The sequence below is a fragment of the Ruegeria sp. YTSC002 genome, assembly GCF_059609845.1.
This window is the reverse complement of sequence record NZ_JBXWML010000001.1, coordinates 152,322-177,339: the sequence shown is the minus strand read 5'-3', so window position 1 is coordinate 177,339 and position 25,018 is coordinate 152,322. Positions and strand designations below refer to the sequence as shown.

At 58.7% G+C, this 25,018-nt stretch carries 27 protein-coding genes and 1 tRNA gene; 7 read left to right on the top strand and 21 right to left on the bottom strand.

What is annotated here, in order from left to right:
- Positions 1-40 precede the first annotated feature (40 nt).
- Entirely contained in the window at positions 41-1,456 is a 1,416-nt protein-coding gene (locus AC2FFD_RS00890) for an aminotransferase class V-fold PLP-dependent enzyme (protein ID WP_496871455.1), read from the bottom strand.
- Between the two features lie 102 nt (positions 1,457-1,558).
- On the opposite strand from AC2FFD_RS00890, the gene AC2FFD_RS00885 reads away from it, so the two are divergent.
- Positions 1,559-2,020, top strand: a complete 462-nt coding sequence (locus AC2FFD_RS00885; RefSeq protein WP_425078855.1) for an Lrp/AsnC family transcriptional regulator — start codon at positions 1,559-1,561, stop codon at positions 2,018-2,020.
- A 126-nt stretch (positions 2,021-2,146) separates the two neighbouring features.
- Here AC2FFD_RS00885 and rpsD read toward each other — a convergent pair whose 3' ends face one another.
- The 7 genes from rpsD to ugpB all read right to left on the bottom strand — a co-directional run bounded on the left by rpsD (position 2,147) and on the right by ugpB (position 8,870).
- Positions 2,147-2,767: a 30S ribosomal protein S4 gene (rpsD, locus tag AC2FFD_RS00880; RefSeq protein ID WP_496871453.1), complete on the bottom strand. Its 621-nt coding sequence runs from the start codon at positions 2,765-2,767 to the stop codon at positions 2,147-2,149.
- A gap of 241 nt (positions 2,768-3,008) precedes the next feature.
- Positions 3,009-3,329, bottom strand: coding sequence for a hypothetical protein (locus AC2FFD_RS00875; RefSeq protein WP_425078856.1), 321 nt, complete (start codon positions 3,327-3,329; stop codon positions 3,009-3,011).
- A 424-nt stretch (positions 3,330-3,753) separates the two neighbouring features.
- Positions 3,754-4,701 (bottom strand): glycerophosphodiester phosphodiesterase family protein, encoded by a 948-nt coding sequence (locus AC2FFD_RS00870; protein WP_425078857.1) that lies wholly within the window; start codon positions 4,699-4,701, stop codon positions 3,754-3,756.
- Entirely contained in the window at positions 4,701-5,756 is a 1,056-nt protein-coding gene (locus tag AC2FFD_RS00865) for a sn-glycerol-3-phosphate import ATP-binding protein UgpC (RefSeq protein WP_496871451.1), read from the bottom strand. Before AC2FFD_RS00865 ends, AC2FFD_RS00870 begins: the two co-directional genes overlap by 1 nt.
- Positions 5,757-5,759: 3 nt before the next feature.
- Positions 5,760-6,596: a sn-glycerol-3-phosphate ABC transporter permease UgpE gene (gene ugpE, locus AC2FFD_RS00860; RefSeq protein ID WP_170346227.1), complete on the bottom strand. Its 837-nt coding sequence runs from the start codon at positions 6,594-6,596 to the stop codon at positions 5,760-5,762.
- Positions 6,597-6,616: 20 nt separating this feature from the next.
- The gene (gene ugpA / locus AC2FFD_RS00855; RefSeq protein WP_152459032.1) at positions 6,617-7,498 is read right to left on the bottom strand and encodes a sn-glycerol-3-phosphate ABC transporter permease UgpA; all 882 of its coding nucleotides are present in this window, start codon (positions 7,496-7,498) and stop codon (positions 6,617-6,619) included.
- 61 nt (positions 7,499-7,559) lie between these two features.
- On the bottom strand, positions 7,560-8,870 hold the full coding sequence (gene ugpB, locus AC2FFD_RS00850; protein WP_170346022.1) for a sn-glycerol-3-phosphate ABC transporter substrate-binding protein UgpB: 1,311 nt from the start codon (positions 8,868-8,870) through the stop codon (positions 7,560-7,562).
- A 172-nt stretch (positions 8,871-9,042) separates the two neighbouring features.
- On the opposite strand from ugpB, the gene AC2FFD_RS00845 reads away from it, so the two are divergent.
- Positions 9,043-9,945, top strand: coding sequence for a LysR substrate-binding domain-containing protein (locus tag AC2FFD_RS00845; RefSeq protein ID WP_170346021.1), 903 nt, complete (start codon positions 9,043-9,045; stop codon positions 9,943-9,945).
- 146 nt (positions 9,946-10,091) lie between these two features.
- Here the strand turns inward: AC2FFD_RS00845 and AC2FFD_RS00840 are convergent, their stop codons facing one another.
- The 3 genes from AC2FFD_RS00840 to dgcN all read right to left on the bottom strand — a co-directional run bounded on the left by AC2FFD_RS00840 (position 10,092) and on the right by dgcN (position 13,005).
- On the bottom strand, positions 10,092-10,952 hold the full coding sequence (locus AC2FFD_RS00840; protein ID WP_496871450.1) for a D-amino-acid transaminase: 861 nt from the start codon (positions 10,950-10,952) through the stop codon (positions 10,092-10,094).
- A gap of 10 nt (positions 10,953-10,962) precedes the next feature.
- Complete coding sequence (dgcA, locus tag AC2FFD_RS00835; RefSeq protein WP_496871448.1) at positions 10,963-11,928, bottom strand: N-acetyl-D-Glu racemase DgcA; 966 nt, start codon at positions 11,926-11,928, stop codon at positions 10,963-10,965.
- A gap of 75 nt (positions 11,929-12,003) precedes the next feature.
- Positions 12,004-13,005, bottom strand: coding sequence for an N-acetyltransferase DgcN (gene dgcN / locus AC2FFD_RS00830; RefSeq protein WP_496871446.1), 1,002 nt, complete (start codon positions 13,003-13,005; stop codon positions 12,004-12,006).
- A gap of 294 nt (positions 13,006-13,299) precedes the next feature.
- Here dgcN and AC2FFD_RS00825 point away from each other — a divergent pair, with 294 nt between their 5' ends.
- The gene (locus AC2FFD_RS00825) at positions 13,300-14,262 is read left to right on the top strand and encodes an L-malyl-CoA/beta-methylmalyl-CoA lyase (RefSeq protein WP_425078863.1); all 963 of its coding nucleotides are present in this window, start codon (positions 13,300-13,302) and stop codon (positions 14,260-14,262) included.
- A 45-nt stretch (positions 14,263-14,307) separates the two neighbouring features.
- Here the strand turns inward: AC2FFD_RS00825 and AC2FFD_RS00820 are convergent, their stop codons facing one another.
- Positions 14,308-14,886 carry a PA14 domain-containing protein gene (locus AC2FFD_RS00820; RefSeq protein WP_170346016.1) on the bottom strand — a complete coding sequence of 193 codons (579 nt, stop codon included), beginning with the start codon at positions 14,884-14,886 and terminating at the stop codon, positions 14,308-14,310.
- 119 nt (positions 14,887-15,005) lie between these two features.
- A complete protein-coding gene (locus tag AC2FFD_RS00815; protein WP_496759560.1) occupies positions 15,006-15,458 on the bottom strand; it encodes an Lrp/AsnC family transcriptional regulator in 453 nt (150 codons plus the stop codon).
- Positions 15,459-15,531: 73 nt separating this feature from the next.
- On the opposite strand from AC2FFD_RS00815, the gene AC2FFD_RS00810 reads away from it, so the two are divergent.
- Complete coding sequence (locus AC2FFD_RS00810) at positions 15,532-16,128, top strand: LysE family translocator (protein WP_496871445.1); 597 nt, start codon at positions 15,532-15,534, stop codon at positions 16,126-16,128.
- Between the two features lie 4 nt (positions 16,129-16,132).
- On the opposite strand, the gene AC2FFD_RS00805 is transcribed toward AC2FFD_RS00810, so the two are convergent.
- The gene (locus tag AC2FFD_RS00805; protein ID WP_496871443.1) at positions 16,133-16,336 is read right to left on the bottom strand and encodes a hypothetical protein; all 204 of its coding nucleotides are present in this window, start codon (positions 16,334-16,336) and stop codon (positions 16,133-16,135) included.
- 51 nt (positions 16,337-16,387) lie between these two features.
- On the opposite strand from AC2FFD_RS00805, the gene AC2FFD_RS00800 reads away from it, so the two are divergent.
- Positions 16,388-17,350: an acetyl-CoA carboxylase carboxyltransferase subunit alpha gene (locus AC2FFD_RS00800; protein WP_152459042.1), complete on the top strand. Its 963-nt coding sequence runs from the start codon at positions 16,388-16,390 to the stop codon at positions 17,348-17,350.
- 3 nt (positions 17,351-17,353) lie between these two features.
- Here AC2FFD_RS00800 and AC2FFD_RS00795 read toward each other — a convergent pair whose 3' ends face one another.
- From AC2FFD_RS00795 to AC2FFD_RS00785, 3 genes are all read right to left on the bottom strand, one after another.
- Positions 17,354-18,484, bottom strand: a complete 1,131-nt coding sequence (locus AC2FFD_RS00795) for a lytic murein transglycosylase (protein ID WP_496871440.1) — start codon at positions 18,482-18,484, stop codon at positions 17,354-17,356.
- Positions 18,485-18,597: 113 nt separating this feature from the next.
- Positions 18,598-19,245: a GntR family transcriptional regulator gene (locus AC2FFD_RS00790; RefSeq protein WP_170346010.1), complete on the bottom strand. Its 648-nt coding sequence runs from the start codon at positions 19,243-19,245 to the stop codon at positions 18,598-18,600.
- 30 nt (positions 19,246-19,275) lie between these two features.
- A complete protein-coding gene (locus AC2FFD_RS00785) occupies positions 19,276-19,971 on the bottom strand; it encodes a M48 family metallopeptidase (protein ID WP_496871437.1) in 696 nt (231 codons plus the stop codon).
- A gap of 100 nt (positions 19,972-20,071) precedes the next feature.
- On the opposite strand from AC2FFD_RS00785, the gene AC2FFD_RS00780 reads away from it, so the two are divergent.
- Together AC2FFD_RS00780 and AC2FFD_RS00775 are read left to right on the top strand one after the other, a co-directional pair.
- Positions 20,072-20,398: a TIGR02300 family protein gene (locus AC2FFD_RS00780; protein WP_496871436.1), complete on the top strand. Its 327-nt coding sequence runs from the start codon at positions 20,072-20,074 to the stop codon at positions 20,396-20,398.
- Between the two features lie 143 nt (positions 20,399-20,541).
- Positions 20,542-20,617 (top strand) — tRNA-Ala (locus AC2FFD_RS00775).
- A 175-nt stretch (positions 20,618-20,792) separates the two neighbouring features.
- Here the strand turns inward: AC2FFD_RS00775 and AC2FFD_RS00770 are convergent.
- Genes AC2FFD_RS00770 through AC2FFD_RS00755 form a run of 4 tightly spaced genes read right to left on the bottom strand, consistent with a single transcriptional unit; the run spans position 20,793 to position 25,017 of the window.
- Positions 20,793-21,575 (bottom strand): dimethylarginine dimethylaminohydrolase family protein, encoded by a 783-nt coding sequence (locus AC2FFD_RS00770; RefSeq protein WP_425078868.1) that lies wholly within the window; start codon positions 21,573-21,575, stop codon positions 20,793-20,795.
- Between the two features lie 3 nt (positions 21,576-21,578).
- Positions 21,579-23,183: a 5-guanidino-2-oxopentanoate decarboxylase gene (locus AC2FFD_RS00765; protein ID WP_496871434.1), complete on the bottom strand. Its 1,605-nt coding sequence runs from the start codon at positions 23,181-23,183 to the stop codon at positions 21,579-21,581.
- On the bottom strand, positions 23,180-24,364 hold the full coding sequence (locus AC2FFD_RS00760) for a pyridoxal phosphate-dependent aminotransferase (protein WP_496871433.1): 1,185 nt from the start codon (positions 24,362-24,364) through the stop codon (positions 23,180-23,182). The genes AC2FFD_RS00765 and AC2FFD_RS00760 overlap by 4 nt, the downstream gene beginning before the upstream one ends.
- The gene (locus tag AC2FFD_RS00755; RefSeq protein ID WP_174818450.1) at positions 24,361-25,017 is read right to left on the bottom strand and encodes a TetR/AcrR family transcriptional regulator; all 657 of its coding nucleotides are present in this window, start codon (positions 25,015-25,017) and stop codon (positions 24,361-24,363) included. Before AC2FFD_RS00755 ends, AC2FFD_RS00760 begins: the two co-directional genes overlap by 4 nt.
- Between the last annotated feature and the right edge of the window lies 1 nt (position 25,018).

Sequence of the window (25,018 nt, the reverse complement as noted above, 5' to 3'; positions counted from 1 at the left end):
TCATACCTGTCTCAAAGGGTTGAGAAAAGCGGCAATTCCCTCATGCGGCCTTGAAGCGCGCTGTTGCCGGGTCAACGTTGTAGTAGGGCGTGAATTCTTCGGTCCGGTGCGACAGGTCATTGACGCTGTCGATGATGAACTGAACCGTTTCCTCACTCATTAGATATGAGAAGTTCAGACGCACCCAGCCGGGTTTTTTCATTTCTTCCCCTGCGGACAAGGCAGCGTGCAGCGCCTCGGACGTTGCCTGATCGATCCCCAGCAAGCGGTGGGCATAAGGTCCGGCACAGGCACAGCCGCCCCGCGCCTGAATACCGTAGATATCGCTGAGCATCCGGGTGAACAGCTGCTGATGCACGGGCCGACCCGCATTGTCGCGCACCAGGAAGGAAAAGATCGGCAGCCGATGCGCGCTCTCGACCCCAAGCAGGGTCAGGTTCGGGTTGTTCTTCCACCCGTCCAGCGCCATTTGATTGTACTGCGCCTCGCGCCGGGCGATTTCGTCCGTTCCGACGACATCCTTGACGATGAAGGCCAGCGCCGCACGAATGTCTCCGATCACGTTGGGTGTCCCGGCCTCTTCGCGGGTGGACAGATCGGCACTGTAGTCATGCCGCCACGGTGATACGAAGCTGACGGTTCCACCACCCGGCCAGCTGGGACAGGTCCGTTTCACGGCAGTTTGGTTCACAACCAAAACACCTGACGCGCCCGGGCCACCGGGAAACTTGTGCGGCGAAACCACGATCGCATCCTTGCGGGCATCTTCGGGTCCCATGTCCATCGGCAGGTAAGGCCCGCCACCGGCATAGTCCCAAACGGCCAAAGCACCATACGCCTTCAGCATCCGTGTGACCGGATCGGGATCGGTGATAATACCTGTTACGTTGGACGCGGCAGAAAACGATCCGACCACCAAATCGGCATCCGCATGGGCCTCGAGCGCGGTTTTCAGCGCATGCAGGTCCACACCACCGCCTTCGGCTTCGGGGATTTCGACGACACGTGCTTTGCTTTCGCGCCACGGCAGAATATTCGAATGATGCTCATATGGACCGATCAAGACAATCGGCTGGTCAGCCTCTGCCACCCCTAGCAGGCTGACCAGCCGATTGAGCCCCGCAGTGGCGCCAGACCCGGTAAAGATCACCGCGTCCTCTTCCCGAGCACCAACAATGCGGGCTATTTCCGTCCGCGCTGCGCGGCGCAGACGTGTCATGTAGGATCCGCAGTAGGAGGCCTCGGTGTGACTGTTTGCGTAAAACGGCAAAACATCCCGCGCCACAAAATCCTCGACCTGCCGCAACGCGCGACCCGAAGCGACGTAATCCGCATAGACAAGCGGCACGTCTCCATGCAGACCCGGGATCAGAACGTTCTCGCCGATCAGCCCATCGCGCAGATTTGAATTGTGAGTGGTGGAACAGAGTTCCGCACGAAATTTGGACAGGGTCATTACATTGGCTCCTTACTGCCCTACCAATGTGATATTTTTGAACCGCGAAAACTTCACCTATCTTTGCGTGGATTTTTAAGATTTCGTGTCATATGATCAGTTATGACATCAAAATTAGATCAAATTGACACGCGCATTCTGAAAGAACTGCAAAAGGACGCCACCCTGTCGCAGCGGGAATTGGCGGATCGTGTAGGACTTTCTCAAAACGCTTGCTGGCGGCGCTTGAAGGCCCTGAACGAAAACGGTGTGCTGATCGGATCCACGGCCCGCATCGCACGTGAGAAACTGGGGTTGAGCCTTGTGGTCTTTGTCATGCTCCGCACACGACATCACTCCGCCGAGTGGCTTCAGGCGTTTCGGAGCCATGTTCTGACGATCTCGGAAGTCGTGGATTTTCATCGGATCGGAGGCGATTACGACTATCAGCTGAAAGTCGTAACGCAGGACATGTCGTCATATGACAAGGTCTATCAACGATTGATCGAGAAGGTCGAGTTGGACAGCGTGACCTCGTATTTCGCGATGGAAGCGATCGCCGAAGGCAGACCCCTGCCGATCTGACCCGCACGTCATCTGGCCAACAACCCTCAGGGAAAGCGCGGGCTGTCGCGATGGCGGCAGCGTCCTAATCAAACAAAAAAGACCGCGCAAAAAGCGCGGCCTTTCGGAATTCGGTTGCTGCGAAGATCAGTTCTTCGCGTAGAATTCGACAACCAGGTTCGGTTCCATCATGACCGGGTACGGCACATCGCCCAGCGACGGAGTGCGCACGAAAGTCGCGGTCATCTTCGAGTGGTCGGCGTCGATGTAGTCAGGAACGTCGCGCTCGGCCAGCGCGGCGGCTTCCAGGACAACAGCCAGTTGCTTGGACTTGTCGCGCACCTCGATCACGTCGCCTTCTTTGACGCGGTAGGACGGGATGTTGACCCGCTTGCCGTTCACTTTGACGTGGCCGTGGTTCACGAACTGGCGCGCGGCAAAGACGGTTGCGACGAACTTGGCGCGGTAAACCACAGCGTCCAGACGGCGCTCCAGCAGGCCGACCAGGTTCTCACCGGTGTCGCCCTTCACACGCTCGGCTTCGGCGTAGATGCGGCGGAACTGCTTCTCGGTCAGGTCGCCGTAGTAGCCTTTCAGCTTCTGCTTGGCACGCAGTTGCAGACCGAAGTCCGACAGTTTGCCCTTGCGGCGCTGGCCATGCTGGCCGGGGCCATATTCACGACGGTTGACCGGGGATTTCGGACGACCCCAGATGTTTTCGCCCATCCGGCGGTCGATTTTGTACTTGGCAGACGTGCGTTTGGTCACGGCTGATCTCCTTCGTTAGGTCGAAGCCCTGACGGGCCACTATGAAGGGCGTTGTCCTCTTGAGGTCTCCCCCATGACAGGCATCCCCTTGCGGGGGCCACCAACACCAATGAAGCCGCGCTTATATCCGCGATGCCGGCGGAGTCAACACAGCATTCCGCAAAGTTCAGAAAAAACGATCGGGGCAGACAGCCAGCGGACCGGGCATCGCGCCGAAACCGTCTGGCGGCGCCTTGAAATCTTAGTTTGAGGTCGGGAAAGAAACGACCGTCGCGCCGCCTTTCGCGGCCGGGCTCGGGATCATCGCAAGCTCGGTCACTTCGACAATCCAGAACTCTTCATCCCGTGGCGGGCAAGCGCCTTCGAACACGAGAGTCCGCGACGTATCGTTGCCATCGCCAACAATCCTGGCAGTGAATGTCTGCGCACCGTTGGTAAGGGCAAGGGTTCCGGTCACATCGCCCGAAATCTCACGGACAATTGGAAACTGGCTGTTCACGTGGGTCGCAACGCCCCCCACATTTCCGATTTTTCCGATGCTTTGCTCGGCAGTCTCACTCATGACGATTGCTTGTCCACGCCATGACCATGCTGCTCCGACCGCCATGCAGGAAAGGGGCGCATCTTCAAGCCCGTCAATTTCCGTCTGACACCAGGAAATAGCTATTTGACCGTTTGTTCCGGCTCTCATCCGCCCACTCGCACTTACCAGCACTCCAACACACAATTTTCTCCTTATCAGCACAAATTCCGGCGGAAAAGAGACAGAACTGTAGCAATCACAAGAATGTTGTTAATGTGACTCAATATTGCCGCCACCCGTCAGGGGTGACGGCCCGTCGATGACGGTTGTGACCAGCGATGGCCGAAACCAATGCCCCAAAAACACGCGAGTCCTGAGCGTCAACGGGGCTGAAGGGCCTTTGTTTGAGGCAATTTCAAAATGGCAGAAGAAATTCACCCACGTCGCCCCGGGGACGCCGGGATCACCGGTGCCCTGCGCGCCAACCGAAGCCTGACTCCGACAGTTGTCTTTGAACCCGCCCGGGATAGTCGGATACGATTGCATCCACGCCCAGATCGATCATCCTGCCGATATCTTCATGTTCATTGACGGTCCACACGACGACGCACAGGCCCAGTTCTTTTGCGCGCGTGACGTTTTCGGGCGTTACATCCGCAAAATACGGGCACCAAAGCGAACCACCGGCCTGCTTTACCAAGTCTGGTATTTCGTCGCGACGACCACGAAAGTCGGGACAAACGGATTTTGAGGAATCCTCGCCAACATCGTCGGCATTTTCCGGAAGTTGCGTCAGGTAGGATGAAGGCATATCCGAAGCCTGCCTCTGACATTCCGCCAACAGATTCCAATCGAAACTGTGCAGCACCGCGCGCGAAGACAAACCCTTGCCGCGAACGTCCCGAAGTACTCTCCGGACAAAGTTCTCTCGGTAAAGCGCATCATGGGCCAGGTCGGGGTCCGACTTCAGCTCGAGCATCAGATGGGCATCACTGTGTTTCGGGTCATCGACCAAATCGAGCAGATCCAACAGCTTTGGCACATGGACGTCGTCCATTTGCGCCTGATCCGGGAAGCGTTGGCCATAGGCGGATTGCCCGTCCAGACGCCCGATATCGAATTGTCGGATCTGTTCGTAAGTCAGCGAGGATACTTTCGGCTCTTCCCCGGTCAGGAACACGCCATTGCTATCGCGGAAACTGGCCGAATGCAGGCGATGATTGTGCGTAATGACCGGCACATCATCGGCCGTCAGGACAACGTCAAACTCAAGAAGCGGGACGCCGATGGAAAGTGAAAAGTCGAAGCCGACCATGCTGTTTTCAGGCAACACGCCCCGTGCCCCCCGATGCCCCACAACCCGGATCAGGTTTTCGCCGCCGCGAAAGGCCTCAACCTGCTGAAACGCCATCAGCCTTCCAGCCTTTTGCCTGTCGCGTGGTCAAACAAATGCATGTTCTCCGGTGCCACCGAGAACCGCATAAAAGGATGGCGTCCTTCGATCGGGTGGACACCGGGAAGGCTTGCGGTGATCGTGCTTTCAGAGCCCGACAGGTGACCGTGCAGCAACGTGTTGGCCCCAAGCGGTTCAGCCATCTGAATCGCGGCTTCAAGCGGGCCATTGTCATCCAACAACAGGTGCTCTGGTCTTATGCCAAGCTTCACGGCGCTGTCTGCGCCCCCGGAGGGTCCGACTTCGATTTCTCCGATCTTGATCGCCCCGTTTTCGCGCCGTGCTTCAAAAATGTTCATCGCCGGGCTACCGATGAACTGCGCGGCGAACAGCGTTTGCGGGGTTTCATAGACTTCCAGCGGCGTGCCTATCTGCTCGGCGATGCCGCCATTCATCACGATCATCCTGTCCGCCATCGTCATTGCTTCGACCTGATCATGCGTGACGTAAAGCGCCGTGATCCCAAGTTTCTCCTGAAGTTCGCGTATTTCCAGACGCATCTGAACACGAAGCTTGGCGTCGAGGTTCGAGAGCGGCTCATCAAACAGGAATACAGCGGGCTCGCGGACAATGGCCCGGCCCATCGCAACCCTTTGGCGCTGACCGCCGGACAACTGCCTGGGTTTGCGATCCAGCAAAGGTTCAAGCTGCAACAGCTTCGCCGCCTGGGTCACCTTTTGATCGATCTGAGCCTTGGGCAACCCGGCGATCCTCAGGCCATATCCCATGTTCTGACGCACGGACATGTGCGGATAAAGCGCGTAGTTCTGGAACACCATGGCGATGTCGCGATCCATGGGCTCTTTGTCATTGGCGCGTTCACCGCCGATCCGGATTTCGCCGGACGTGATCGTTTCCAGCCCCGCCACCATCCGCAACAATGTGGACTTGCCGCAGCCTGACGGGCCGACGATCACGATGAACTCTCCATCGGCGATATCGACATCGACACCGTGGATCACATCCGTCGGGCCAAAGCTCTTTTTGACATTCTCTAAGGTAACTGTTGCCATTTCTTACTTCTCGCTATCGACAAGGCCACGGACAAAGAGCTTTTGCATCGACACCACCACGATGACCGGCGGGATCATCGCCAGAATGGACGTCGCCATGATCGTCGGCCAATGTGCAAAGTCGTCACCGGACGGAAACATCTGCTTGATACCCATCACGATGGTATTCATCTCGGGATCGGTCGTGATCAGCAGCGGCCAAAGGTACTGGTTCCAGCCATAGATGAACAGGATCACGAACAGTGCGGCGATGTTTGTCCGGCTCATGGGGACGACGATATCAACAAAGAACCGCATCGGTCGCGCGCCGTCGACCCGGGCGGCCTCGGCCAGCTCATCGGGTATGGTCAGAAAGAACTGACGGAACAGGAAGGTTGCCGTTGCCGAGGCGATCAGGGGAAAGATCAGCCCGTAATAGCTGTTGAGCATACCGAACCCGGCGACAACTTCGAACGTCGGAACGATGCGGACTTCGACCGGCAGCATCAGGGTCAGGAAGATCAGCCAGAAGAACGTCGTTCGTCCGGGAAAGCGGAAATAGACGATCGCGAAAGCCGACAGCAGAGAGATGATGATTTTGCCGACTGCAATTCCGATTGCCATCACCAGACTGTTGAACAGCATCGTGGCCACGGGCACATTTACCCCCGAGAACAGCGCCGCCTTGTAGTTCACCCAGAACTGATCGCCGGGCACGACTGGCATCGGCGGTGAGACGATCTCGGCCTGGGTCACGGTCGAAGCCACGAAGGCAAGCCATATCGGGAAGAATATGATCAGGACACCGAGGATCATCAAAGCATGGGACAACCAGATGCCCGCGCCGCGTTTTTCGACCATTCCGTGTTGTTGGGCTGCCATCAGTAATGCACCCTCTTTTCCACGTATTTGAACTGGATGACCGTCAACAGGCCCACGACGATCAGCAAGATGACCGATTGCGCCGAAGACGAGCCGAGGTCCTGCCCCACAAACCCATCCGAGAAAACCTTGTAGACAAGGATTGTGGTCGACTGTTGCGGCCCGCCACCGGTGATTGTGTGGATCACACCAAAGGTTTCGAAAAAGGCATAAACGACGTTCACCACCAGCAAGAAGAACGCCGTCGGCGACAGCAACGGCAGCACGATCGTGAAGAACCGGCGCCAGAAATGCGCGCCGTCAATCGCCGCCGCCTCGATCACGGATCTTGGAACGGATTGCAGGGCAGCGAAAAAGAACAGGAAGTTATAGCTTATGCGCCCCCAGGCAGAGGCAACGACCACCAGCCCCATGGCTTCGGTGCCGTTCAGAACGTGGTTCCAGTCATACCCAAGCTGGCCGAGGTACCACGACACGACGCCGACGCGCGTGTTGAACATGAACAGCCACAGAACGCCCGCAACCGCCGGGGCAACAGCGTAGGGCCAGATCAGCAACGTCCGATAGACCCCGGACCCTTTGATCAATCGATCCGCAATGACCGCAAGAAACAAGGCAGGGATCATCGAGCACAACGTGACCAGCGTGGAAAACACCGCCGTTGTCACGAAAGAGGCGCGATAAAACTTGTCACTCAGCAGGAATTCAAAGTTGCCGAGCCCCACGAACTGGGACGACAGCCCGAACGGGTCAGGTATGAACAGCGACTGCCATATGGCCTGACCGGCGGGGTAGAAAAAGAAAACAGCGGAAATGATGACCTGAGGGGCGATCAACGCCAATGGCAACAGCCAGCCGCGAAAGGTGACGCGTTTTTCCATCCTGAAAACCCACCGAAGAAAGAAAATGCGGGCCCTGAAAAGGCCCGCATGACGTTACGACTTATTGATTGGCGGATTCGAACCGGCGCAGCAACGCATCACCGCGTTCCTTCGCGCTGTCCATCGCTTCCTGAGCCGTTTTCTCACCGGACCAGATCGCCTCGAGCTCTTCGTCGATGATGCCGCGAATCTGGTCGAACGATCCCAGGCGCAAGCCTTTCGAATTTGCGGTCGGCTCTTTCGCGGTCATCTGGATCACTGCGACGTCGGTGCCCGGGTTTTCGTCATAGAAACCAGCGGCACGCGTAACCTCACCCGCCTCTGTGGTGATTGGAAGATAACCGGTGTTCTGGTGCCAGGCCGCTTGTACGTCAGGTGATGACAGGAAGCTCAGGAACTCTCCGACGCCTTTGTACTCTTCGGGCTCGTGACCCTCCATTACCCAAAGAGACGCGCCACCGATGATGGTGTTTTGCGGTTCACTGGTGACGGATTCCCAATAGGGCAGCGGACGCACGTCAAAATCGAACTCGGCCTCGGCCTTGATGCCGGCGTATCCGGCCGAACTTTCGGTGAACAATGCGCACTCGCCTGACCGGAAGTTCGCACCGCCTTCGTTTCTGCGACCGGTATAGATGAACTTGCCGTCCTTGGCCCAGTCACCCATTGCGGTCAGATGTGCAACCTGCACCGGACCGTTCAGCATCAGCTCGGTATCCAGACCGGCAAATCCGTTGTCACGTGAGGCAAAGGGAACGTCGTGATAGGCTGACAGGTTTTCAAGGTGAATCCAGCTTTGCCATGCCGTCACCAGCGGGCAATCCTCGCCACCCGCCTTCAGCTGTTCAAGGACTTCGCCGACTTTTTCCCAAGTGGACAGATCCGTGTCCGGATCAACGCCCGCCGCTTGCATGGCATCGCGGTTGACCCACAGGACCGGCGTCGAGGAGTTGAAGGGAAGCGACAGCATCTCTCCGTCAGTGGTTGTGTAGTAGCCTTTGACGGCGCCAATATACGCGTCGGGATCAAAAGACGCGCCGCTTTCGGCCATCACTTCATAGACCGGCTTGATCGCCCCTTTGGCTGACATCATTGTCGCCGTGCCGACTTCGAACACCATTAGGATATGCGGCTGCTCACCGGCCCGGAAGGCAGCAATCCCGGCATTCAGGGTTTCCGAGTAGTTGCCCTTGTGGCTTTCGACCACGACGAACTCATCCTGACTGGCGTTGAATTCTTCAACCTGTCCTTTGACAAGTTCCCCAAGGCGACCGGTGAAGGCATGCCAGAACTGGACTTCGGTCTGCGCCATTGCCGCCAAGGGGGACAAGGCCGTGGTGATGGCAAGAGCGCCAAGCAGATTCTTTTTCATGATTCCTCCCATGCATCAGGGTTGATGCTTCGTTGATTACCGACCGCAACGCGTAACCGGCACACATGACGATTTCACGACGTTAACGTTACAAAAATATAATTCAAGGCCTATCTACTTGGTGAAAAAATAACATAATGTTATGAGATGGCGCAGCAGATCGGGATCGGCAATGAGTCAAATTCTGAGAGTTCGGCAGTTGGAGGCCCTGATGGCTGTGACCACCAAAGGGTCTGTCACGGCCGCCGCGGCTGATCTGGGCGTAACCCAGCCAGCTGTCAGCAGATTGCTGTCCGATCTTGAAAAATCGCTTGGGTTTCAGCTTTTTGACCGCCGCGAGGGCCGATTGGTGCCAACGCAGGAGGTTCGTTACCTCTTGCCCAGCGTCGAGCGCGTTCTCGAATTGATGCGGCAAATCTCTGATGTCAGCCAGGATATCACACAACGCAAAGCAGGGCACATCCGTGTCGCTTGCCTGCCGGGATTTGCCACCAGCCATTTGCCCAAAGTCGTCGCCGGTTTTCTGAAAGATCGGCCCGGCGTCACCCTGACGATCGAACCTGACAGACCTGAACGCATTCTGGAATGGATGATCGGCGAGCAGTATGATTTCGGTATCACTGACAGCTTTCACGGTCATCCGGCGGTAGAAAGCAGGGACATCGACGTTCGCACGGTATGCGTGTTCCCCACCGGGCACGAGTTGGAAGGCCTTTCCGAAGTTACCCCGGCGGATCTTGCACATAGCAAAATCATCCACACCCGACGCGACAGCGACTTTTTCGGGCGGCTTTCGAAAGTATTTCAACATGCCAATGTCGAATTGAACTCGCATATCGAGGTCAGGCAGTTCACGGCAGCATGCGAATTGGCGCTGGAAGGTGCCGGTGTCTCGGTCGTAAGCGAACTGGATGCTGTCCAGTATACATCGAGGGGGTTGAGTTATCGGCCGTTCAAGCCGTTTTTGACGCATACCCTCTCGTTGGTGCGTCCAATTTTGAAGCAACCGTCATTGGTAACGCTGGAATTCATCGAACAGTTTCAGGAAAGCCTGGACCCTTTCAAAGTCGGGTAACCCGGCCTTTCGGCGGAAAGTCGCATATGATCTGCTCATGCTCGGCGGGATCGATGGCGACTCTCCCTGTCCTGCCCCCCGGATCCGACTGATGTTGGCGCGGCGCCGCAGCAGTCCGCCGCAACGCCGTCCGACGTGGTGTTTCTTCAGATCGCGGCCTTTCGGCTTTCATCCAGGTAAATTTCACGAAGGCGTTTGGCTATCGGCCCGGGTGTACCATCACCCAGCGCGACTCCGTCGATTTCCACCACGGGCATCACGAAAGCACTGGCCGAGGTTGTGAACGCCTCGTCAGCCTCTTTGGCTTCATCGATGGCAAACAGGCGTTCTTCAACTTCCATCTGCGCTTCGGCCGCCAGGCGCAGCACGGCCTTGCGGGTGATCCCGTGCAGGATGTCGTTGGACAGCGGGCGGGTCACGATCTTGCCGTTCTTGACGAAATAGGCGTTGTTGCTGGTGCCTTCGGTTACAAAGCCGTCCTCGACCAGCCATGCATCATCACACCCCGCTTTCTTGGCCATCATCTTGCCCATCGAAGGGTAAAGCAGCTGCACGGTCTTGATGTCGCGGCGACCCCAACGGATGTCCTCGATCGAGATGATCTTGGCACCTTTCCGTGCCGCCGGACTGTCAGCCAGCCCGGGCTTGTTCTGGGTGAACAGAACGAGGCTGGGTTTGGTATCGGCCGAAGGGAAGACAAAATCCCGGTCACCGTCACTGCCGCGCGAGACCTGAAGGTAGACCAGGCCCTCTTCGATACCGTTCAGATCAACCAGCTTGCGATGGATTTCCAGCAGCTCTTCCTTGGTGCAGGGCTCGGCCATCTCCAGCTCGTCCAGAGACCGCTTCAGGCGTACTGCGTGACCTTCGAAATCAATCAGCTTGCCATCCAGTACACTGGTCACTTCGTAAACCGCATCAGCAAACAGGAAGCCACGGTCAAAGATGGATACCTTGGCCTCGGTCTCGGGCAGGTATTCGCCATTTACAAAAACGGTTCGGGTCATGTTTGTCTCCTCAGCCCCAGAGCGCCGCTTCGGGCGGGTGAACTCCGGCGTCGTCAAAAATCAGCGGGGTGTCGCGGTCTTCGGCCAACAGAAGCGGGCCGTCAAGGTCCGTCACCATCGCACCCTGCGCCAACAGTGTCGCGGGCGCCATGGCAAGCGAGCTGCCAACCATGCAGCCGACCATGATGTCATACCCTTCCGCGATTGCGGCTTTGCGCAGCTCAAGCGCTTCGGTCAGGCCACCGGTCTTGTCGAGTTTGATGTTGATGACATCGTATTTTCCCTTCAGCCCGGGCAGGCTGGCGCGATCATGGCAGGACTCGTCGGCGCAGACGGGCACCGGGCGGTCCATTCCAATCAAAGCGTCGTCGTCACCGGCCGGCAACGGTTGCTCGACCAGCGCCACGCCCAGACGTACCAGATGCGGGGCGAGGTCGGCGTAAACCTCGGCCGACCAGCCTTCGTTCGCATCCACGATGATCTTGGCGTTCGGCGCACCGGCGCGCACCGCCTCAAGCCGCGGCATGTCATCTGGCGTGCCCAGCTTGATCTTCAGAAGCGGGCGATGCGCGTTCTCGGCCGCCTGGGCCTGCATCGCCTCGGGCGTGTCCAGCGACAAAGTGTAGGCCGTGATCTCAGGTCCGGGCACTGGCAGGCCCGCTAAATCCCAGGCGCGCTTACCCGCGCGCTTGCTTTCCAGATCCCACAAAGCACAATCCAAGGCGTTCCGGGCGGCACCGGCAGGCAGCAGATCCATCAGCGACCGACGGCTGAACTCAGCAGGCAGACCGGCGATCTCGGCCTCGACCGACTCGAGCGTTTCGTCATAACGCGCATAAGGAACGCACTCGCCCCAGCCCTGATGCGTTCCGTCCGACACCCGCACCGTCAGCACCTTTGCTTCGGTCCGAGACCCGCGCGAGATGGTGAACACCTGCGCCAACTGAAACACATCGCGAGAGACCTCTATCTGCACAGGCCCGCTCCTTCATCTTTTTCCAAATACTCCCGCCAGCGGCGGAACCGGCCCGCCACCGGCGGACCGGTTGGATCACATCGCGGCCAGCGCGTCCACCAACTTGCCCGAGCCGAACCGGAACGGATCGGTCGCCGGCAGCCCCATGTCTGTTTCGATCCTGGCCAGATACGACGTCGCGTCCTCTTCGGACATGTGCTGCGTGTTGACGGAAATACCGACGACCTGACAATCGGGGTTCGCCACTTTGGCCAGGGCCAGCGCGGTGTCACGCAGGGTTTCGAGCGTCGGCAGCTGATAGGTCGGCAGACCACGCATGTGCTCGCGGGTCGGTTCATGGCTCAGGATCAGCGCGTCAGGCTGGCCGCCGTGGATCAGCGCCATGGTCACACCGGAATAGGATACATGGAACAGCGATCCCTGGCCTTCGATCAGGTCCCAGTGATCGTCATCATTGTCAGGTGTCAGCCATTCGATCGAGCCGGCCATGAAATCCGCAACTACGGCGTCCAGCGGCACGCCATCGCCGGTGATCAGAATACCCGTTTGACCAGTCGCGCGGAAGGTCGACTTCATACCACGCTTGCGCATTTCCGCATCCATCGCCATTGCGGTGTACATCTTGCCGACCGAACAATCGGTGCCCACGGCCAGACAACGCTTGCCCTTGCGCTTGATCCCGTTGGCAATCGGGTAATCGACCTCAGGTACACGCACATCGTGCAGCTTTCGACCCGTCGCTTCGGCCACCGCCACCAGATCGGGCTCGTCGCGCAACAGGTTGTGCAGGCCAGAGGCCAGGTCAAACCCTTCCTCAAGCGCCATGACCAGAACCTTTTTCCATTCCTGGCTGATGACGCCGCCACGGTTGGCCACACCTATAACCAGCGTTTTTGCGCCGGCCGCTTTGGCCTCGGTCAGGGTCATATCGGTCAAACCCAGATCAGCCTTGCAACCGTCCATACGATATTGGCCGACGGCGTTTTCCGGGCGCCAGTCCTTGATGCCCACAGCCACTTTGGCCGCCAATTGGTCGGGCGCATCGCCCAAAAACAGCAGGTACGGTGTCTCGATCATTGCGGTCACTCCTTTGATTCCGGCCTAAGCTAGAGAAGCGCTTAAACGAGCGTTTCGCGTTTTGATCCGCCAAACACGACAAGTGCGCGATGTTCTTGCGCCATTGACCAAGAAGGCGCAAAATAATTCGAAGTTTTCAAAATGATTAAACTTTAATCACCACTTCTCAGCTGTTGGAATGCAGCTTTCTGCAACCGCATTGCCGCAGATGCACAATCTCCTTGCGCCAGGTTGCGCAATTTAATACCTCATTGGGCGAGAAAATCGCAATTTCATTACCCATACGAGGTCCAGATGAGCTTTCGCATCCAACCCGCCGCGCCTGCACGACCCAATCGCTGCCAACTGTTTGGTCCGGGATCGAATACCAAACTGTTCCCGAAAATGGCAGCTTCTGCTGCGGATGTGATCAACCTTGACCTCGAGGATTCGGTTGCGCCTTCGGACAAGGACATCGCCCGCGCCAATGTCATCGAAGCCCTGAACACTGTTGACTGGGGCAACAAATACATGTCCGTTCGCATCAACGGATTGGATACCCCCTATTGGTATCGTGACGTTGTCGACGTGTTGGAGCAGGCAGGCGACCGTCTGGACCAGATCATGATCCCCAAAGTAGGCTGCGCATCGGATGTCTATGCTGTAGATGCCCTTGTCACCGCCATTGAACGCGCCAAGGGCCGGACCAAACCGATCAGCTTCGAGGTCATTATCGAATCCGCTGCCGGCATCGCGCATGTGGAAGAGATCGCAGCCTCCTCACCCCGTTTGCAGGCCATGAGCCTTGGGGCCGCAGATTTTGCGGCCTCGATGGGAATGCAGACCACGGGCATCGGCGGCACACAGGAAAACTATTACATGCTGCGCGAGGGTGAAAAACACTGGTCCGATCCGTGGCACTGGGCCCAAGCCGCCATCGTTGCGGCCTGCCGCACCCACGGGGTGCTGCCAGTGGATGGGCCATTCGGGGATTTCAGCGATGATGAAGGGTACATCGCTCAGGCGAAGCGCTCGGCCACGCTGGGTATGGTCGGCAAATGGGCGATACATCCCAAGCAGATTGCACTGGCCAATCAGGTCTTTACCCCGTCGGATGAGGCCGTTTCCGAGGCCCGCGAAATCCTGGCCGCGATGGAACAGGCAAAAGCCAACGGTGAGGGCGCAACCGTCTATAAAGGCCGCCTTGTCGACATCGCCTCAATCAAGCAGGCCGAAGTCATCGTGGCACAGGCCGAACTGATTGCGGCGGGCAGCTAAGCCCCAAAAAAAGGGCGCTCGATGGAGCGCCCTTTTATGAATTCCTCAACGGCCAAAAACGTCATTGGGCGTCCATGTGAAGCGTTCCCCCTTCTTTCCTGACTTCATCATCAGGCAAGAGGTTCCCAGTTTCTGGAAATAGACGATCTTCAATGGATACCAGCCCGCCTTGGGCACCTCCACTTCGGTGCGTTGATTGGCTTCACAGCCCTGAATACCCTTGACAAGGCCAATCTGCTGGCCGCCAACCCAAGCTTCTATCCCGTCATTCGACCACGTTTCCAGCTCGTAAACGCCCGGTGAGTCAAACCGCATATACCCTGTGACCTCGGCGGCAACGTTGTAGGCCTCGTCGAACGTCATGACGTCCTCACCCTTGCTTGTGTCCCTGTAATCCAACCCACGCAACGGCTTTCCGGGCTTCGCCTTAGACAGCATGCTTTTTGCCTGACTAAGATCCCGGATCTTCTTGTGTTGATTTCCTGTACCAATGTATTTGACATTCAACCCTGCCTTCGGAGAAGGCTGTGGATTGGCAGGTTGCAGTTTCAGCGGGGCAGACAAAGCGGCCCCGGCAATGACCGACATGGCAACTGCGGTCGCCACTGTTCGAACGAGTTTCATCCTAATCTCCCTGTTTGCGTGCCGTTTTGGCTGGGCGTATCCCCTGGCAACGTCATTACAATGACACTAGGCCCTGAAAATTTGCGCTGCAAGAGAGTGTGGCTTCACAATTGCAGAGGCTACGCACGCAGATCCTTGGGCGAACCCATGACCACATAGGACGTGATCGACGTGACATGCGGCAACGTTCCCAGCACCTCGGTATGGAAGGTCTTGTAGGAGGGCAGATCGGCGCATTCGACGCGCAGCAGGTATTCGATCGTACCGGTGATGTTGTGACATTCGACCACTTCGGGGGCTTGTTGCAGGGCCCGCTCGAACCCCTCTTGCGCCGCTTTCGTGTGTTCGCCAAGACCGACCCCGATATAGGCGACAAAGCCGACACCCATCGCCGCCGGGTTCAGAACCGCACGATAGCCGGTGATCACGCCGGCCTTCTCAAGCTCTTGAACACGACGCAGGCAGGCGGAAGGCGACAGCCCGACCCGTTCGGCCAGTTCCAGATTGCTGATGCGCCCATCGCGGGTCAGTTCGTGCAATATCTGGCGATTTATCTGATCATTCTTCATCACAAGTTGCAGAAATAGCCGAAACGCGCACGAAAAAGCAATTTCATTTGCTGCCGGTCGGACGATACTTCGCAGTATGACCTACGACATCCTTCTGGCCCTCATCGCCTTTGCCTTCGTGACATCCATTACGCCCGGGCCGAACAATCTGATGCTGATGGCATCGGGTGCGAATTTCGGCTTTCGGCGTTCCATCCCGCACATGCTGGGCATTGGCCTTGGCTTCGCGCTCATGGTGCTGCTGGTCGGGGCCGGGCTGGTTCAGGTCTTTGACCGATATCCGGTCAGTTATTCAGTGCTGAAGGTCGTGTCGGTGATCTATCTGCTTTATCTGGCATGGAAGATCGCACATGCCGCACCGGCCGGGGGCGCTTTGGCAGCGGGGACTCCCATGACGTTTCTACAGGCCGCTGCCTTTCAGTGGGTAAACCCCAAAGCCTGGGCCATGGCCCTGACCGCCACGACCGCTTACACGCCCAGTCAGACCCTGCACGCAATTGCCCTCGTTGCGCTGGTTTTCGGGGCGGTCAACCTGCCATCGGTGAGCACATGGACCTTTCTTGGACAGCAAATGTCGCGGGTGCTGACGAACCCGCGCCGATTGATTGTGTTCAACTGGACAATGGCGGTGCTGCTTGTGGCCTCGCTCTATCCCGTTCTCTGGCCCGGTTGACCCGCTACGACAGCAGGCAAGTTTCGGCCAGCACATCCTCGGGCGCGGTGTCGGGTGGGTACAGGGTCAGACGCCGCGTTAGACTGTCGTGGGTGCAGGTCAGAACGCGCAGCGCGGGGTCCTTCTTGGCGGCGGCCTTCAGTATCCGTTTTTCCATTCGCCATCTGAAATCGAACATCTTCACCACTCGGATCTTGCCGAGTTGCATCCGGAGCACCATCAGGCCATATAGCAGGGAACTTTCGCGTTGAGAGGCGTCATGACCCAGTATCTGGATTTCGAAAAACCGCTGGCTGAAATTGAAGGCAAGGCTGAAGAGCTGCGTGCGCTGGCCCGCACCAACGAAGAGATGGACGTAACCGAAGAAGCCGCCGCGTTGGACGCCAAAGCCGCCAAACTTTTGGATGAGCTTTACGCCGACCTGACCCCATGGCGGAAATGCCAGGTCGCCCGACACCCGGAACGCCCGCATTGCAGCGATTACGTCGATGCCCTGTTCACCGAATTCACCCCTTTGGCCGGAGATCGCAATTTTGCCGATGATCTGGCCGTGATCGGCGGGCTTGCACGTTTCAACGATCAACCGGTCATGGTGATCGGCCATGAAAAAGGCAGCGACACCAAATCGCGGATCGAACGCAATTTCGGCATGGCCCGCCCCGAAGGTTATCGCAAGGCGGTCCGCCTGATGGAGATGGCCGGTCGGTTTGGCCTGCCGGTGATCACCCTGATCGATACTGCCGGCGCCTATCCCGGCAAGGGCGCCGAGGAACGTGGTCAGTCCGAAGCGATTGCCCGCTCGACCCAGATGTGCCTGAAGATCGGTGTGCCCCTGGTGTCGGTCATCATCGGCGAAGGCGGCTCGGGCGGGGCCGTGGCCTTTGCCACCGCCAACCGCGTGGCGATGCTGGAACACTCGGTCTATTCGGTGATCTCGCCGGAAGGTTGCGCATCGATCCTGTGGAAAGATGCAGAAAAGATGCGTGAAGCGGCCGAAGCGCTGCGTCTGACCGCTCAGGACCTTCACAAGCTTGGCGTTTGCGACCGGATCATCCCGGAGCCCAAGGGCGGCGCGCATCGCGATCGTCCGGCCGCTGTCGAAGCTGTACGCGCGGCTCTCACCGATATGTTGGCGGAACTGGACGGCAAAGATGCGGCGACCCTGATTCAGGACCGCCGTCAAAAATTCCTCGATATCGGCTCAAAAGGGTTGGCGGCGTAACCGTCAGCCACCCAACCTGCGCAACAAGGCAACCGAGGGCTCTCCGGTGACCGCAAGGCCATTGGCGCTTTGATACGCGCTGATGGCTGACGTCGTGTTTTTGCCGATCACCCCGTCCGCGCCCTTCGTATCATACCCTTGGGATGTCAGCCGCCGTTGCAATTCCTTGCGGTCGTCCAATGTCAGACCGTTTGCATCTGGCCCGAACGAGGCCTGAAACGGCGCGCCACCGGCGATTCTGTCCGCCAGATGACCGACCCCGATCGCGTAACTGTCCGAATTGTTATAGCGCTTGATGACCTGAAAATTGCGGAAGACGGCAATGCGCGGTCCGGGCACCTGCGGTTGCAGCACGGCCACCGGAGTACCGGAAACCGTTCCGACCTCGCCCCCCCAGGGCTGCCCCCGCACCCAGCCTGCGCGCGACAGGTAAGCAGCGGTCGAAGCCAGCGAATCCGTCGGATCGTCCGACCAGATATCCCGCCGCCCGTCGCCGGTGAAATCCACCGCATAGGCCAGGTAGGAGGTTGGAATGAACTGCGTATGCCCCATCGCACCGGCCCAGCTGCCGGTCATCTTGTCAGGCGTGGTGTCGCCATTCTGAAGGATCTTCAGCGCCGCGATCAACTGGCTTTCAAAGAACTGACCACGCCGCCCATCATAAGCCAGTGTCGACAGAGCTGACACAACGGGCACATCGCCGCGACGCGCCCCATAGCGGCTTTCCAGCCCCCACACTGCAACGACGATTTCCTTGTCTACTCCGTACTGCGCCTCGATCTGCGACAGCGTCCCGTTGTATTGCCGCAGCATCTTCTGGCCGGTGCTGATCCGCTCGTCCGAGGCGGCAATGGCCAGATAATCCTCGAGCGAACGCTTGAACTCTACCTGATTGCGGTCGCGCTCGATCACATCGGGAAGGTACCCTGCCCCCTGAAAAGCGCGGTCAATTGTGGATTGTGAAATTCCCTGCGATGCCGCCCTGCCCTTGAACCCGGCGACCCAGGCATCCCACCCTGCATTGGGAACGGACCGCATACGCGACGCAGGCGCGCTGGATGGCGCGCCGCCACCCGTGCAGGCGGCCAACAATGTAGATCCAAGGCAAATGGAAAAAGTCCGGCGAGTGATCATGGCTGTGGTCTGCTCTTGTTTGTGATTTGCCTCAAGAGTAACCCAGTCGGGCTGAACAGGCCAGAACAGTGAAACCCTCTATCTTGTGCGCAGAAAGGTCGGCGGGATGCCGCTCAGCTCACCAGCAAACGCAGTCCCTGCGTCACGTCCGAGCGGACCGCCAAGCGCAAGCCCGGTTCGTCCCCTGCCTTGAGAGCAGCAATGATCAGCTTGTGATAATGCGGTGGTTCAGTGCGCCTGAGACGCCCGTAAAGCGCCCTCATCGTCGGCCCGAGTTGCAGCCAGACCGTTTCGGCAATGGCCAGCATCGCGGGCGCCTGAGCCCGCAGGTACAGGGTGCGGTGAAACTCCAGATTTGAACGGATATACCCAACCGCGTCCCGCTTGGTCACCATCTCGGCAACGGTCATGTTGATGGTCTGCAACCGGTCGATCAGCGCAATATGCGCCCGGGGCAGAGCCCGGCTGGCCAGCTCGACTTCCAGCAACGCGCGCAAGGCCGCCAATTCTTCGATCCGGTCGTTGGTCAATTCAGGTGTCGAGACCCGGCCGGAATTGGACAGAAACAAAGCCCCCTCGGCGGCCAGACGGCGCACGGCCTCTCGCGCCGGGGTCATCGAGACGCCGAATTCCTTGCCGATGCCACGCAAGGTCAGCGCCTGACCCGGCGCCATCTCGCCATGCATGATTCGAGATCTCAGGGCGCGGTACACCCGGTCATGAGTGGCAGTTTGGGTGTCAGACGGGCGTGTGCTCAGCATCCGCTTATGTGATCACAAAACAGCGCAAGGTCAACTCGGCTTTGCGTCAAACCTGTATCGATGCAACTCTGCCCCATTGTCGCGCAACCAGCGTCGGGGTTGCTGATAGGGGCCGAAAATGCGTTCCACCTGCTCCCAGAACGCGGGCGAGTGGTTCATCTGGGCAAGATGCGCCACCTCGTGTGCGGCCACATAATGCAGCACCTCGGACGGCGCGAGAATGAGCCGCCACGAGAACATCAATCCACCGTGCGAACTGCATGATCCCCAGCGTGACCGCGTGTCGCGCAGGCTGAGCGTGCTGTACGACCGCCCCAGCATTGCCGCGTAATCATCGCACGCGCCGATCAGACGGTCCCGCGCCAATTCCTTCAGAAACCGGGCCAATCTGCGCGCCTCGGACCCTTCCGGCACTGCGACCTCGTCCGCCAGCAACTGAACCCGCCGACCCTTCGCCGGCACGATTCGCCGGACAATGCCTTCAATCGGTATCTTCTGCCCGAACTGCACCACGGCCGTTTCCGGCCTGTCCTGCAAATGCTGGCGAATCCACTCTTCCTTGGTACGCGCGAAACTCAGCGCCTCGGATTCAGGCACTCCGACCGGATAGGTCAGCGTAACCCGGCCATCCAGTTGAGAAATTCGCAAACTGATGCGCCGCGCCCGGGCGGATTTGCGCAGCCTCAGCGGCACCGGCGGCGTCCCTGGCAATGCGTGCTCTCCCATATCGCGACCTCTCTTGCGCAAAGACTTTGACAGTGCCCTCTGCCTGTGGCAGGTGAGCTGAATCATTTAGACGACTCACCTGATATCAAGGGGATTTGACATGCCCAAGGAAGAATGGGGCGTAAAGCGCGTTTGCCCGACCACCGGTAAGCGATTCTACGACCTGAACAAGGACCCGATCATCAGCCCCTACACTGGCGAGATCGTGGAGCTTGAAACATCCAAAAGCCGCATGATCGCGGCGGATGCAGAAGATGCCGCCTCGGTCAAGGCGCGTGAAAACGCGTCGGAAGAGGAGCTGGTACTGGATGACGACGACTCTGTCGACGTCGAACTGGATGACGATCTGCTGGATGACGATGATGACACCAGTGATGACGTTTCGCTGGATGATATCACCGACATGTCTTCGGAAGACGAAAACTGATCACGTCAAAGGCGACCACAGGGTCGCCTTTTTCGTTCCACTGACAGCTTGGTGCGGAAATTCGCGTTCGATTCCATTTTTGGACTTGCACTCGTCGTCACTGTCTCCTAAACGTCCGTCCACCGCATCAGCGGTACCTAGATGGGGCCTTAGCTCAGTTGGGAGAGCGCTTGCATGGCATGCAAGAGGTCAGGGGTTCGACTCCCCTAGGCTCCACCAAAACCTAACAGAACAACTAGATAGCAAGCATTAGAGCGGTGTGACACACAGGTGTGACACAAAATGAAGCTGCATGCGTAACCGGAAGAGACCAAGCTTGTTCACCGCTCGTCTTTCGAACCATCAAGACGCCGACCTGCCGAATTCACTGGGGTCTGAATCCGGCAGCTGACCCTCAGAATCTCAATGACAGACAGGACATGCCACCATCAAGCTTCGCACAATCGGTATTGTCAATTTCAATGACCTCATAGCCTTCGCGATCCAGCATCTCTGCGGTGCGAGGGAAGCCAGCGGCCATCAGCACCAGATTGTTGAACCGGATCGCGTTGGCCGCTGCCTCTTCACCGTCTGCAACATGCAGCACCCGGTAGCCTTCAAAGCAGCCCGAAGCGTCCAATCGCCGGGTCGCAAGGATTGTCTCGGCATCCATCAGCGAACAATCCGTTTTGAAGTGCAAAACGCCCTCGGGCGTGAACACTTCCCGCAGTTTGTAACCCCATTCAGAGGTGATTTTCGCCAGTTCCTCGACACCTTCCGCGTCGGTGCGGTCTGACCGGCCCACAAGGATTTCGCGACCGGTTACAAGGATGTCTCCGCCCTCGATATGGCCGGGACCTTTGATCTGTGTGACCGTATCATAGCAGGCACGCAGAGCCGGAGCGATCTCGGCCACTTCCCCCATACGCGAAGGCGCGCCCGGCCGCATCAGCACAGCACCCTGCGGCAGGCACAGCGCCGTATCTTCGACAAACTGCGCGTCAGGGAACGCATCCAGGGGATCAAGCTCGATCACCTCGGCCCCGGTGCTTTTCAGTGCTGCCACATATGCCCCATGCGCGGCCATCATCCCATCGAAATCCGGGTTTCCGATATCTTCTGCGCGCAATCCATCAGCTATGGTCGGTGCCGGGCGGCGGGTGATCGCGCGGGAAAACTCAAAAGTTGGGTCTGACATGTTTCAATCTCTCTGAGGTTCGAATTTCGGAGCGGTGACTTCGATCATCGCGGGCCCGTCCAGGGCCGCCGTTTCGCGTAACGCTTGTGCGACGGCCTGAGGGTTATCGGGAACCCTGGTGTGTGGAATGCCAAAGGATCTGGCCGTCGCTGCAAAATCGGGGGGTGTGGGGTCACATCCAACGACCGTCACACCTGCATCCTGCATCGATGTGGCGATTTCCCGGTACCCGTGATTGTTCCAGATCACGAACGTGACCGGCAGGTTTTCGTCTACTGCGGCCATTGCTTCCGGCATTGAAAACTGCGCTCCGCCATCGCCGACGATGCATATTACCCGCGCCGTTGGATCGGCAATCGACGCGCCGATGGCGGCGGGTATGCCATAGCCGAGCGCACCATACCCCGTTGCCGCATTGAACCAGCCACCTGTCCGGTCGTGGTCATAGTAAAGATTGCCGGCATAAATGGGCTGGGTGGAATCCCCGACCATCAGAGCATTCGGAGACGCAGAGCGCATCGCATTCAGTATCTCCACCTGTTTGCGACAATCCGGGCCGATCTCCTGCCAGGCCGCGTCGCGCGTTGATCTGGCACGTTCCGCACCGTCGCTTTGCCGTGCCCTCTGCGGCAGGGCCTCATACAGTGCTGGCACAACCAGGTCGACGTCGCCTTGAATGGCAATCGTTGCCTCATGCCGTGAAAGCTGATCGCTGCACCGTTCAACCCGTATCAGGCCGGACAGTTTCGCAACCTGACCGGTGGCATACATGTCATAATCGGTTGGCCCAAGCTCGGTTCCCAAGGCCAGAACGCAATCGGCGCTTTCCAGCAATGCGCGCACCGCCTTCAGGCTGGGGCTGGCCGGAACGGTCAGAGCGTGCCCGTGCATCAGGCCGCGCGCATTGACGGTTTGCACAACAGGGGCATCCAGGGCTTCGGCCAGTGCTTGCAATCCCGCCTCGGCACGTTTCGCCCCGCCGCCCGCCAGAATGACGACTTTCTTTGCGTCAGTCAGTTGCCCTGAGGCCTGCCTGATCAAAGCCGGGTTGACCGGAGGATCAGGGTCAGGCGTCTCGACTGCTGTTTCCTGATATTCCGCCGCTGCGATATCCAGCGGGACCTCTATATGTACCGGCCCGGGGCGACCGTTGGTGAGGTTGTGAAAAACACGCGCCAAGACCGGGTCCAGAGCGCCGGGGCCGGTGACCTGTTCGGACACCAACGCAACCGTTTTCGCCAGCCCCATTTGGTCTGGCAATTCGTGCAGATGCCCCAAACCCTTGCCAAGCGATCCGGTTTTGTTGACCCCGGACACCACCAGCATCGGTATTGAATCGGCCCGCGCCTGCGCCATCGGCGTCAGCGTATTGGTCAATCCGGGGCCGGTGATCACAAAGGCAACACCAGGCTTGCCCGCCACACGCGCATAGCCATCGGCCATGAAACCTGCGCCCTGTTCGTGTCTGGGCGTAACATGTCGTATGCCAGAAGCGGCAAGCCCTCGGTACAGTTCCACCGTGTGAACGCCTGGTATTCCAAAGACGCAGGTCACATCCCCTTGGCAAAGCTTGGCAACCAGAGCTTCGCCAATTGTCATACCGCTCATGCGACCTCACGTGATTTGCTGTTGGCGTGATCGATGATACGGGAAACCGCAGTTCCAAAGTCCGTGTCACTGATCGTCAGAGCGACCCGCACCCAGTCCTTCAGGCTGTCCCCAAAGGCGGACCCCGGCATGACGGCCACCCCGGCCTGTAGCAGGTCCCAGGCATAGGCTTCGCCATCCAGCCCGGTGGCAGAGACATTGATGAGTGCGAACATTCCCGCCTCGGGCCGGTGAACAGTCAGATCCGTTTCCGCTTCAAGACGATCGGCCAGCAGGGTCGCGCGGCCAGAAAAGCGGGCGGCCATGCCGGGGGCAACCTCGGACCCGTCGCGGATCGCTTTTTCGGTCATGTCCGCGATGAAAGGCTGATTGCCAAAAAGCATGGTCTCGGAATAGGGCAGCAGCGCTTCGCAGAACGCGGCGGGCCCGACACACCAGCCACTGCGGAACCCCGGAGCGGCATGAGATTTCGAAATGGATGATACGCCAATGACACGATCCGCCAGTTCCGGATCCGCCAATGGTGAAACAAATCGGGCACCGTCAAAGATCAATTCTTCATAAACCTCGTCCGAGATGATCCACAAGTCATGCGCAATCGCCAGCTGCCCGATCTCGGCAATGTCCGCGGCGGTCAGGATCGCGCCCGTCGGGTTATGCGGCGTAGTCAGGAGAATGGCACGGCTGCGCGGAGTGATGCGGGCCGCTATATCTGCGGCCTGCATGCGAAACCCTTTCTCGGGCCGCAGCGGTACGGGCACCATCTCGGCCCCGGATGCGCGAACGACACCTTCATAGGTCGCGTACATCGGATCGCCGACCAGTACTTCGTCGCCCGACTCGGCGACCCCGGCCATGGCTGCAAACAGGGCGGTCTGCGTCCCGGGAAAGCACAGAAAATTCTCAGGCCCGAATGCCCGCCCACGCGAGGCAGAGTAGCGCGCAGCCAGCGCGTCTAGCAGTCCGGCTTCTCCGCGCCCATTGGAATACCCTGTCCGCTGCGCCCGCAATGAGGTTACGGTGGCTTCGACCAATGCGTCCGGCACGGGCACGTCCGGTTCTCCTATCGTCATTTCGACGATATCCGCTCCGGCCTTGAGAAGGTCGCGCGCTTTCAGGTGCACGCCCCATTTGGCGCCCCCCAAGCCCGCCAACCGTTCTGTCACGGATGTGGTCTTCATGACTGCTCCACTTCTTTGGTCAATGGAATCCCGACGATGGCGCTGACGGAATCCAAACCGATCTGCGCCAGTTGGCCTTCGGAAAAAGCATCCGGAAGCGCGCCCCCTTCAAGCCACAGGCCGTCGATCACCGCGTTGCAGGCGATGGCCAGTTGCATTGCCTCTGACGCATCAACCGAACGCCCAGTTTCTTGCAGCGCAGCAACGATCAGCTTCTCGAGGTGATCCCGGAAATAGTTGTAGGTTTGCTGGTGAATGCGCTGCATTTTCGGGTCATGCTGCACCTTGTTCAGGAAGCCTGCCCACAAGGCCACAGCGCTTGGATCGACGATTGGCGGTCGCAGTGACGCGTCGACGAAGTTGGTCAGCCGAGAAACCGCGCTTCCCTTTCCTGACGAAGCAGCTGTCTGGTCTGTCAGCGTATTCATGTGGTGCTCATACGCCGCCTGAACCAGATCTTCCTTGGATGAGAAATAGTGCCGGATCAGCCCTTGGGTCACGTTCGCGCGGGCTGCGATCTCACGCACTGTGGCGCCCCGAACGCCCATCTCGGCGATCAGATCCAAAGTCGCCAGAATCAGCGCCTCGCGGCGAAACTCGGCAGACTCACGTTTGAATTTGCGGCTGTCGTCCTGCACGTCAGTGTCATCCATG

Excerpts from the sequence above, each read along its gene's own strand:
- AC2FFD_RS00785 (WP_496871437.1), bottom strand. The coding sequence starts at position 19,971 with ATGGGAGAGCACGCATTGCCAGGGACGCCGCCGGTGCCGCTGAGGCTG.
- AC2FFD_RS00865 (WP_496871451.1), bottom strand. The coding sequence starts at position 5,756 with ATGGCAACAGTTACCTTAGAGAATGTCAAAAAGAGCTTTGGCCCGACG.
- AC2FFD_RS00765 (WP_496871434.1), bottom strand. The coding sequence starts at position 23,183 with ATGAGCGGTATGACAATTGGCGAAGCTCTGGTTGCCAAGCTTTGCCAA.
- AC2FFD_RS00820 (WP_170346016.1), bottom strand. The coding sequence starts at position 14,886 with ATGAAACTCGTTCGAACAGTGGCGACCGCAGTTGCCATGTCGGTCATT.
- ugpB (WP_170346022.1), bottom strand. The coding sequence starts at position 8,870 with ATGAAAAAGAATCTGCTTGGCGCTCTTGCCATCACCACGGCCTTGTCC.
- dgcN (WP_496871446.1), bottom strand. The coding sequence starts at position 13,005 with ATGATCGAGACACCGTACCTGCTGTTTTTGGGCGATGCGCCCGACCAA.
- AC2FFD_RS00810 (WP_496871445.1), top strand. The coding sequence starts at position 15,532 with ATGACCTACGACATCCTTCTGGCCCTCATCGCCTTTGCCTTCGTGACA.
- AC2FFD_RS00840 (WP_496871450.1), bottom strand. The coding sequence starts at position 10,952 with ATGACCCGAACCGTTTTTGTAAATGGCGAATACCTGCCCGAGACCGAG.
- AC2FFD_RS00790 (WP_170346010.1), bottom strand. The coding sequence starts at position 19,245 with ATGCTGAGCACACGCCCGTCTGACACCCAAACTGCCACTCATGACCGG.
- AC2FFD_RS00760 (WP_496871433.1), bottom strand. The coding sequence starts at position 24,364 with ATGAAGACCACATCCGTGACAGAACGGTTGGCGGGCTTGGGGGGCGCC.
- AC2FFD_RS00890 (WP_496871455.1), bottom strand. The coding sequence starts at position 1,456 with ATGACCCTGTCCAAATTTCGTGCGGAACTCTGTTCCACCACTCACAAT.
- AC2FFD_RS00780 (WP_496871436.1), top strand. The coding sequence starts at position 20,072 with ATGCCCAAGGAAGAATGGGGCGTAAAGCGCGTTTGCCCGACCACCGGT.
- ugpA (WP_152459032.1), bottom strand. The coding sequence starts at position 7,498 with ATGGAAAAACGCGTCACCTTTCGCGGCTGGCTGTTGCCATTGGCGTTG.
- AC2FFD_RS00770 (WP_425078868.1), bottom strand. The coding sequence starts at position 21,575 with ATGTCAGACCCAACTTTTGAGTTTTCCCGCGCGATCACCCGCCGCCCG.
- AC2FFD_RS00870 (WP_425078857.1), bottom strand. The coding sequence starts at position 4,701 with ATGGCGTTTCAGCAGGTTGAGGCCTTTCGCGGCGGCGAAAACCTGATC.
- AC2FFD_RS00885 (WP_425078855.1), top strand. The coding sequence starts at position 1,559 with ATGACATCAAAATTAGATCAAATTGACACGCGCATTCTGAAAGAACTG.
- AC2FFD_RS00800 (WP_152459042.1), top strand. The coding sequence starts at position 16,388 with ATGACCCAGTATCTGGATTTCGAAAAACCGCTGGCTGAAATTGAAGGC.
- AC2FFD_RS00875 (WP_425078856.1), bottom strand. The coding sequence starts at position 3,329 with ATGAGTGAGACTGCCGAGCAAAGCATCGGAAAAATCGGAAATGTGGGG.
- AC2FFD_RS00845 (WP_170346021.1), top strand. The coding sequence starts at position 9,043 with ATGAGTCAAATTCTGAGAGTTCGGCAGTTGGAGGCCCTGATGGCTGTG.
- AC2FFD_RS00755 (WP_174818450.1), bottom strand. The coding sequence starts at position 25,017 with ATGGATGACACTGACGTGCAGGACGACAGCCGCAAATTCAAACGTGAG.
- AC2FFD_RS00805 (WP_496871443.1), bottom strand. The coding sequence starts at position 16,336 with ATGCAACTCGGCAAGATCCGAGTGGTGAAGATGTTCGATTTCAGATGG.
- AC2FFD_RS00825 (WP_425078863.1), top strand. The coding sequence starts at position 13,300 with ATGAGCTTTCGCATCCAACCCGCCGCGCCTGCACGACCCAATCGCTGC.
- AC2FFD_RS00795 (WP_496871440.1), bottom strand. The coding sequence starts at position 18,484 with ATGATCACTCGCCGGACTTTTTCCATTTGCCTTGGATCTACATTGTTG.
- ugpE (WP_170346227.1), bottom strand. The coding sequence starts at position 6,596 with ATGGTCGAAAAACGCGGCGCGGGCATCTGGTTGTCCCATGCTTTGATG.